The sequence below is a fragment of the Bradyrhizobium sp. genome (assembly GCF_049798375.1).
Taxonomy (GTDB): Bacteria; Pseudomonadota; Alphaproteobacteria; order Rhizobiales; family Xanthobacteraceae; genus Bradyrhizobium.
Genome location: NZ_JBARGP010000764.1, coordinates 1 through 8,766 on the forward strand (window position 1 = coordinate 1; position 8,766 = coordinate 8,766).

The 8,766-nt window shown below is 64.4% G+C and carries 5 protein-coding genes and 1 tRNA gene; 5 read left to right on the forward strand and 1 reads right to left on the reverse strand.

The genetic code is table 11. The features are described from left to right. Nucleotides 1-286: 286 nt before the first annotated feature. The gene (locus tag WA702_RS29315) at nt 287-1,129 is read right to left on the reverse strand and encodes an SDR family NAD(P)-dependent oxidoreductase (protein ID WP_425114029.1); all 843 of its coding nucleotides are present in this window, start codon (nt 1,127-1,129) and stop codon (nt 287-289) included. 192 nt (nt 1,130-1,321) lie between these two features. Between WA702_RS29315 and WA702_RS29320 the strand changes: the two genes are divergently transcribed. The 5 genes from WA702_RS29320 to WA702_RS29340 all read left to right on the forward strand — a co-directional run bounded on the left by WA702_RS29320 (nt 1,322) and on the right by WA702_RS29340 (nt 8,369). Further along, a complete protein-coding gene (locus WA702_RS29320; RefSeq protein WP_425114030.1) occupies nt 1,322-2,284 on the forward strand; it encodes a sensor histidine kinase in 963 nt (320 codons plus the stop codon). 134 nt (nt 2,285-2,418) lie between these two features. Next, the gene (locus tag WA702_RS29325) at nt 2,419-4,185 is read left to right on the forward strand and encodes a putative bifunctional diguanylate cyclase/phosphodiesterase (RefSeq protein WP_425114031.1); all 1,767 of its coding nucleotides are present in this window, start codon (nt 2,419-2,421) and stop codon (nt 4,183-4,185) included. A gap of 149 nt (nt 4,186-4,334) precedes the next feature. Beyond that, a complete protein-coding gene (locus WA702_RS29330) occupies nt 4,335-7,454 on the forward strand; it encodes a bifunctional diguanylate cyclase/phosphodiesterase (RefSeq protein ID WP_425114032.1) in 3,120 nt (1,039 codons plus the stop codon). A gap of 152 nt (nt 7,455-7,606) precedes the next feature. After that, nucleotides 7,607-8,011, forward strand: coding sequence for a YccF domain-containing protein (locus tag WA702_RS29335; RefSeq protein ID WP_425114033.1), 405 nt, complete (start codon nt 7,607-7,609; stop codon nt 8,009-8,011). Nucleotides 8,012-8,292: 281 nt separating this feature from the next. Beyond that, nucleotides 8,293-8,369, forward strand: a tRNA-Arg gene (locus WA702_RS29340). Nucleotides 8,370-8,766: the final 397 nt, after the last annotated feature.

Below are 8,766 nucleotides of genomic sequence, written 5' to 3' on the forward strand. Positions count from 1 at the left end.
GTTTGCGCCGGGCTATCAGCCGAGCTGGCAGGTGTGGCCGATCCCGAAGCCGCGGGACGGATTGAAGCTGATCTTGAAGCCGGTGTGAGCTGGGAACTTCGCCCCTCTTGCGAGGAGAGGTCGATCGCGAAGCGATCGGGTGAGAGGGTACAGGTCTAACAACTTGCACCGCTCGTGCGTCTGCCCCTCACCCCTGCCCTCTCCCCGTAAAGAACGGGGAGAGGGAGCGCACTGCCGATGTAGCTTGCGGCTCATTACTTATCACTCATTGCTTATGAAGCGCGCCCTACTCCACCACATCTCCGAGCAGCTTTCGCATCGCGACATAGCCCTGCTGCTGCTGGCTCCAGTTGCGGCCGCCGGTGATGGCACCGTCGACGACGAGGTCATGGCCGTTGATGAAGCCGGATTCGTCGCTGGCGAGGAATACCGCGGCATGGGCGATGTCGTCGGTGATGCCGGCGCGCGGGATCGGCTGCGCGGTGGCGTAGGCGTTGCGGATCGCCTCCGGCGTCTTCTCGGCATTGTCGGTCGACAGGCCCAGCGCCTTGCCGAAGATGCCGGTGGCGATCAGGCCGGGCGAGATCGAATTGACGCGGACGCCGGATTCGCCGAGCTCCATCGCCACGCATTTGGTGAGATGGATCACCGCGGCCTTGGCGGTGCCGTAGACCAGCGAGGTGGAGTAGCCGGCGAGGCGCCCGGCGATGCTGCCATTGTTGATGATGCTGCCCGAGCCCTGCTTCTTCATATGAGGCGCGGCATATTTCATGCCGAGCATCACGCTGCGCAGCAGCACCGCCATCGCGGCGTCGAAGCGATCGGCCTCGAGTCCTTCGATGCCGCCGGTCTGCGCCGGACCGCCGGCGTTGTTGAACAGACAGTCCAGCCGGCCGAACTTCTCGACCGCAAGCTCGATCAGAGATCGAACCTCGGCGTCGACAGCCACATCGGTGCGACGGAAGATGCAGTTCGGACCGAGCTTCGCGGCCAGCGCCTCGCCCTCCACCACGCGCCGGCCGGCGATCACCACCTTGGCGCCTTCGGCCACGAAGACCTCCGCCGTGCGCAGGCCGATGCCGCTGGTCGCCCCGGTGATCACCGCGACCTTGTCGTTGAGCCGTCCCATACCCGTATGCCTCTTCTGAATTTGCTCAAATTATCTCAGATGAATGGTCCACGGCGCCGCAGATCGCCGCCGGGACACGGGAACCATCATCCGGTTCTGCGCATGACAAGACAAGCGACACCGGCGACGGCATCCTTAAATTTAGGCCTGCCGAGCCTTATTTTGGATGCGGCACTCGGGCTGATGGGCACCATGACGCGACTCACCGAAGAGTTCAGGCGCGCCTGGCACGGCGTGACGCAGCCGTCCCCGCTGCTCGGCACGGTGTTTGCCACCATCTGCCTGCTGCTGGCGACCTTGCTGCGGTGGAGCCTCGCCCATATCCGGTCCGACATCTTTTTCTCGCCCTATATCCCGGCGGTGTTCCTGGCTTGCGCGCTCGGCGGACGGCGGGTCGGCACCGCGACCGCGCTGGCCGGCGGCGTGCTCGGCCTGGTGGTCCATTTTGGCGCCAGCACGGTGGACGTCGCCCGGTTCGTGCTGCTCGCGGTCTATCTGGTCGCCTGCGCGCTGATGATCTGGGGCCTCAGCCATTACCGCACCATCGCCGCGCAGCAGCGCGCGATTTCGATGCGCCTGACCGAGGAAGAGGCCTATCGCAAGCTGGTGGTCGACGAGTTGCAGCACCGTCTCAAAAACAAGACCTCCACGATCCACGCGGTGCTGCATCAGGTGCTGCACGACCAGCCGCAGGTGTGGGCGAGCATCGACCGCCGCATCCGCGCGCTGGCGACCGCCGACGATTTGATCACCAAGGTCGACGGTCAGGGCTGCGACCTCAAGGATCTGCTGCTGGCGGAACTCGGGCCCTACGGGCATGTCCGCTTCGACCTCAATGGCGAGCCGCTGTTCCTGCCGGCCAAGCTCGCGGTCAGCCTGTCGCTGGTGTTCCACGAGCTCGCCACCAACGCCGGCAAGTATGGCGCCTTCGCCTCACCGCGTGGTTTCCTGCAGGTCGCATGGACCCGGACCGACGACCGGCTCAAGCTGACTTGGGACGAGACCGAAGGCCCCGCGGTCGAGGACGTCGGCAAGCCGGGCTTCGGGACCAAGCTGCTCGGCGTCGCGCTGTTGCCGTTCGACGGCAAGACCGAGACCTCGTTCCTGAAGACCGGCATCCATTGCACCATGCAGTGCCGGATTCCGCCGAGTTGAGCCCCGCATGCGCACGCGACAATGTTGATGTCAGGTTAATGCCGCTACAAGCACGCCCCTCACGAATTCCGCCATTTCCGGGTTTCTACGTGGCCTTTAACCAAAACGAAGCCGGCAATGCGCACAGTCGGCGCATGCAGAACTCCGACCGGCACAACTTTTCTTCCCGGCTGACCGAGGCCGGCAGCGCGAGTGCGGAGCTGAGCCTGCTGCGCGACGTGCTCAAGATGCTCCCCACCGGCGTTACGGTGCAGGATGAGCATGGCCGGCTGGTGCTGATCAACGATGCCGCCGCCGCGCAGCTCACTGGCGGCACGGATGCGCGGGACGGAACGCTCTCGCCGCTGGAGCAGCGTCGGGAAACCGGCTGCGCGCTGCTGCGCGGCGGACGATCGGTGGTCGCCGAGGAACAGATCCCGCGCGCGAGCGGGCCGCAGACCCTGCTCACCGCACACCGCCCGGTGCGCATCGGCGATCGCAACCTGCTGCTGTCGAGTTCGGCCGATATCAGCGAGCACAAGGCATTCGAGGAGCTGTTGATCCGCTCGGCCTATTTCGACGAGCTGACCGGCCTGCCGATGCGGCGGGTGATCGAGCGCCGTGTCGACCATTTGGTGCGGCACGGCGGCGGACCGTTCGCGCTGGCCTTCATCGACCTCGACAATTTCAAGCACATCAACGACTATTACGGCCACGCGACCGGCGACGCGCTGCTGGTCGAGCTGGCGCGGCGGATCGGACGCGATTTGCGCAGCACCGATCTGCTGTCGCGCATCAGCGGTGACGAATTCCTGCTGCTGCTGCAGCCGATCGACCGGGCAGCCGAGGTCGCCGAATTCACCAGATCCATGCTGTACCGGCTGAACGCGCCTTTCTTCATCGACGGCGCCGAAGTGTTCGCCTCGGCTTCGATCGGCGTCAGCTTCTATCCCGACCACGGCAACGACTACGAGGTGCTGCGCCAGAAAGCCGATCTGGCAATGTACCGGGTCAAGAACAACGGCAAGGGCGCGGTCGCGTTTTTCGATCATGCGATGGAGCAGGATGCGCTCGCCCGCATGAAGGTCGAGCAATCGCTGCGGCTTGCGATCCTGGAGAAGCGCTTCTGCTGCGCGTTTCAGCCCAAGGTCGACATCCGCACCGAGGAGATCAAGGGTATCGAGGCGCTGGTGCGGCTGCGCGACAATGAGGGCGTGATCCAGGCGCCGGGCGCCTTCGTCAATCTCGCCGTCGAGCTCGGGCTGATCGACGAGCTGACCCATCTCGTGCTCGCCGAGATCGTCAAATCGATCGACCTCATCAACGAGACCTTCGGGCATGAGGCGACGATCAGCATCAACGTCGCGGCCAAGCAGGCCGGCAATCCGGATTTCATGCGCCCGTTCGCCGAGGCGCTCGCCGCGACCGGCTTCCCGAAGCGCTTCATGGTCGAGGTGACCGAAGACGCCTTCGTCACCAAGAGCCATTTCCAGCAAGAGATCCTGCCGCTGCTGCGCGAGATCGGCGTCGGCATCTCGATCGATGATTTTGGCATCGGCTACTCGTCGCTGTCGGCGCTCGCCGACATCACCGCCGACGAGATCAAGATCGATCGCGCCTTCATCACCGACATCCATAAGCGGCCGCGCAGCCAGGGCATCCTGCGCGCGATCGAATCCCTGAGCGAGGCGCTCGGCATGACCGTGATTGCCGAAGGCATCGAATCCTTCGAGGAGCTGGCCTATCTGCAGGCCGCGACCCGCATCCGCTATGCGCAGGGCTACTACTTCTCGCGTCCGATCTTCCTGGAAGAGCTCAAGCCCGCGATCCCGCTCGCAAGCGAGGCGCGCAAGAGCCTCGCGAGCCGCCCGGCGCCGGAAAGCCGGCAATACCAGGCCCGCGGGAGCAGCTATCGCCGCTGAGATCTGCGGCGCCGGTATTGAGGTGGCGAAAGGGCCGTCATCTAAGCCGCACTTAAGACGCAGGTAACCGCCTTTCCTAACGGCCGCGCCACCAGTCATAAGTAATAATGGGGTGAACGGAACGACGACATCGCGGTAGATGATCCAGCATGCCTCGTGCAGCAGAAACGCCCCGAACCGACGCGGCGAAACCACGGCACGCTTCGCCTCTCAGGCGTGACCCCGTGCGCTGGCTCGGCACCTGCGGCAGCCTGCTGATTGCCGCCATCATCGTCGGCACGATGGTGCTGGCCAACGGCTTGCGTGAGCGCACGCTGGACAATGCCAAGCGCGAGCTCGACAACACCGTGCTGCTGCTGGCGCGTCACTTCGAGCAGCAATTCCAGGATTCCGAGACCGCCACCAGGAACGTGGTGAAGCGGCTGCAATTGTCGTCGATCACTTCGCAGGAAGCCTTTCGGGCGCGAATGTCCGCCCCCTCCGTGCACGAACTGTTGCGAGGCGTTGCCGCCGGGCTGTCGCAGCTCGGCGAGCTCAACATCCTCGATTCCGAGGGCCATGTCGTCGGTTCGTCCACGGAGGGTCCATTGCCGGAGCTCGCGGTGAGCGACCGCGCCTACTTCCAGACGCTGAGGTCGAACCCGCCGCCCGACAACATCGTGACGGAGCCGGTCCGCAGCCGCATTACCGGTAAATGGACCACGATCGTGGCGCAGCGATTGACGGGCGCCGATGGCGTGTTCCTCGGCCTGCTGGCGCGCCGGATCGACCCGGCTACCTACGAAGGTTTTCTGCAATCGATGGCGCTCACCCCGGACGCCTCGATCACCATCTTCCATGCCGACGGCACGTTGCTGGCGCGCTATCCGCGGGTCGAAAGCCTGATCGGCAACAAATATCGGCGGGGCGACCTGATGGTCACCGCGGCGCGCAACGGCACGCGGCAGAGCGGACTCCTCACCAGCCCGATCGACCATGTCGTCCGCCTGGTGGCGGCTGCGCCGGTCGGCCGCTTTCCAACCATCGTGACTGCGAGCAAAACGGAATCCGCCGCGCTGGCCGACTGGTATTCGCAGATTTGGCTGCTCAGCGTCACAGCTGCGCTCGTAATCATGGTGGTCGTGCTGATGGTCGCGCTGGTGGCCCGCCAGATCGTCCGGCAGAACCGCGATGCCAAGCTGCGGCTCGAGGCGGAGAAGCAGCGCGTCGAGAGCGCCCTTGACAACATGATGCAGGGTCTCGTGCTCTATGACAGCGAGGCACGGATCGCGATGTTCAATCAACGGCTCATCGACCTGCTCGGCCTGTCCAGCGATGTGATCCGGCCCGGCTGTTCGTTCCGCGACGCGATGGTGCATTGCCGGGAACGCGGCTCGTTCGACAGTGACGTCGATCAATTCTGCGGCGCCGTCATCGCCAACGTCGCCGCCGGCAGAACCCGGCAGGCGATGTATGAGACGAGGGACGGCCGCTGCTTCAAGATCATCGACAAGCCGCTGTCGCAGGGCGGATGGGTCACCACCATCGAGGATATCACCGAGCACCGCCGCTTGGAGCGGGAGCGCGACCGCAATCATGCCCTGCTGCGCGAGATCATCGACCACATCCCCTCTCAGATCACGGTCAAGGATGCTCACGATCGCCGCTACGTGATGGTCAATCGTGTTGCCGAACAGCATTTTTTGCGCAGCCGCGACGACATCATCGGCAGGACGGCTTTCGACATGTTCCCGGAAGCCACCGCCGAGCAAGTCACGGCCGATGACGATCGCGCCATCGTCCGCCCCGACGGCCTGTTCCTGGACGAGTATCCCACCCAGAGCCTGGCGCTGGGGCTGCGCTATGTCACCTCCTACCGCACGGCCATTCGCGACCCGGGAAATGCCCCGCGTTACCTGATCAACGTCGTCGAGGACATCACCGAACGGCGCGAAGCCGCCGAGAAAATCATCCGCCTCGCCCATTTCGACGCGCTGACCGACCTGCCGAACCGCGTGCTATTCCGCCAGCAGCTCGACCGCGAGCTCGAGCGGGCGCGCGGCGGTGAGACGTTCGCCTTGCTCTATATCGATATCGACGAATTCAAGGGTATCAACGATTCGCTCGGCCATCACGTCGGCGACGAGCTGCTGAAGGCCGTCGCGGCGCGGATCAAGAGCTGTCTCAAGCCAGCCGACATGGTGGCGCGACTCGGCGGCGACGAATTCGCGGTGCTGCTCACCGCGGTCGAAGGACGCGACGAGGTCGTCGCCGCGGTGAAGCGGATTTTCGAGGCCATTCGCTCCCCCTATCAATGTCTCGGCCATCAGCTCCCGTGCGATGCCAGCATCGGCATCGCCATGGCGCCGCGCGACGGCATCGAGCGCGATCAGCTGACCAAGAACGCGGATCTCGCGATGTACGCCGCCAAGGCCGGCGGCCGGCGCACCTTCCGCTTCTTCGATCGGGCGATGGACGAGAGCGCGCGCCTTCGCCTGCGGATCGAGCAGGACATGCGCCGCGCGCTCACCGAGGGCCATTTCGAGATCCATTATCAGCCACTGGTCGATCTTTCCGACAATGCGATGACCGGGTGCGAGGCGCTGTTACGCTGGCGTCATCCGGAGCGCGGCATGATCCCGCCGCTCGACTTCATCCCGATCGCCGAGGACACCGGCTTCATCAACGAGATCGGTGACTGGGTGCTGCGGACGGCGTGCATGGAAGCCGTCGCTTGGCCTTCCCATATCCGGCTCGCGGTCAACGTCTCGCCGGTACAACTGAAATCACCGACACTCGCACTGCACGTCGCGAGCGCTCTCGCCGGCTCCGGCCTCGCACCGGGCAGGCTGGAAATCGAGATCACGGAGGCGGTGCTGATCGGCGACGACGCCGCCGCGCTGGAGATTCTGCACCAGCTTCGCCAGATCGGCGTGCGCATCGCGCTCGACGATTTCGGCACCGGCTACTCGTCGCTGAGCTATCTCAAACGCTTCCCGTTCGACAAGATCAAGATCGATCGCTGCTTCGTCAGCGACATCGAGGGCGATGGGTCGGCGGCGATCGTGCAGGCGGTGGTCAACATCGCAGCCGCCAGCAACATGACGACGACGGCGGAAGGCGTCGAGACCGGGCGACAGCAGATGCTGCTGCGCCAGCTCGGCTGCACCGAAATGCAGGGCTACCTGTTCAGCCCGCCGAAACCGGCCTCCGAGCTGCGCAAGCTGTTCGCGCCAGTTGCGGTGGCCGGAGCGACCGAAGAGCCTCCGGCGGCACAGGCCACAGGCTGATCGCAGGCGAAGCGTTCGCAAACAGCGCGTCGGCTGTCATCCCGCGCATCCGTTTTTCCGATGGCGCGCCGACCGCGAAGGCGCATGGCTATACCGCTGCATTGGCATCCGCTATAAGGCGGCCAGCAAGCGTCGGCATTAGGACGTCTCCCATGCAGCCCGTTTCTATCCTCCTGAACCTGCTCTGGATCCTGTTCGGCGGCGCCTGGATGGCGTTCGGCTGGCTGATCGCTGCGGTCGTGATGGCGATCACCATCATCGGCCTGCCTTGGGCGCGCGCCGCCCTCAATATTGCAGTCTACACGCTGTTGCCGTTCGGCTCGCGCGCCGTCCGCCGCGACATGGTGACCGGCGAAAGCGATATGGGCACCGGTCTGCTCGGGCTGGTCGGCAACGTCATCTGGTTCGTGCTCGCCGGCTGGTGGCTGGCGCTCGGCCATCTCGTCACGGCGATCGCGCTGGCCATCACGATCGTCGGCATCCCCTTCGCCTGGGCGCATCTGAAGCTCGCCGCCATCGCGCTATGGCCGATCGGCAAGGCCATCGTTCCAGCATGACGGCCGGCTCCGGCAAGGAGCCAGACACGGGCCGTCCGCCCTCGAAAAGCGCCCCGCACCCTTGCCAATCCCGTTGCCGACCTGCGGACAATCGGCTAAACGGTCGATCGTACGCACCCGTAGCTCAGCTGGATAGAGCGTTGCCCTCCGAAGGCAGATGTCAAGCTATTTCCTGTGGATGTGAGACTAAAAAGAGATCGAGTTTTCAGATACTTAAGAAATCGGCGCGGATCGCTTCACAACCGCGAAGTTTCCGCGTAAGCACTGCGTAAGCAGCGCAGGCACCCGTAGCTCAGCTGGATAGAGCGTCGCCCTCCGAAGGCGAAGGCCACACGTTCGAATCGTGTCGGGTGCGCCATTTCGGTACAAAGCTGGGTACTGCAAAACTCACCTTTTTTGCGCCAGACACACAGCGACAAGGCTCCGCGGCAGCGCGCTTTTCGAGCCCACGATTTTTTTCGCATTCACTACGATGCGCTGAGCCACGGCCGGAGAAAGTCGCGCGGGTAACCGCCCATCTTGGTCCGCATGCGGTCGCGGGTCTGGCCCGTGAAGGTTTCGCTGACCTCGGGCGCGCGCGTGAAATCAGAACTCGGCCCAAACACATTGGGACGGATCTGCCTCCAACACGGGCTCGGCGGTCGGCGCCGTCGGGCTTCGCCTCTAGCAGGGCTGACATATCACAAACTTAGGTCGTTGACCTACCGCTCGTGATCCAACGGGCAAACCCCTGGAGTCTAGGCTAGCTATGATTT

Coding starts and splice junctions, on each gene's coding strand:
- WA702_RS29325 (WP_425114031.1), top strand. CDS start 2,419: ATGCAGAACTCCGACCGGCACAACTTTTCTTCCCGGCTGACCGAGGCC.
- WA702_RS29320 (WP_425114030.1), top strand. CDS start 1,322: ATGACGCGACTCACCGAAGAGTTCAGGCGCGCCTGGCACGGCGTGACG.
- WA702_RS29330 (WP_425114032.1), top strand. CDS start 4,335: ATGCCTCGTGCAGCAGAAACGCCCCGAACCGACGCGGCGAAACCACGG.
- WA702_RS29315 (WP_425114029.1), bottom strand. CDS start 1,129: ATGGGACGGCTCAACGACAAGGTCGCGGTGATCACCGGGGCGACCAGC.
- WA702_RS29335 (WP_425114033.1), top strand. CDS start 7,607: ATGCAGCCCGTTTCTATCCTCCTGAACCTGCTCTGGATCCTGTTCGGC.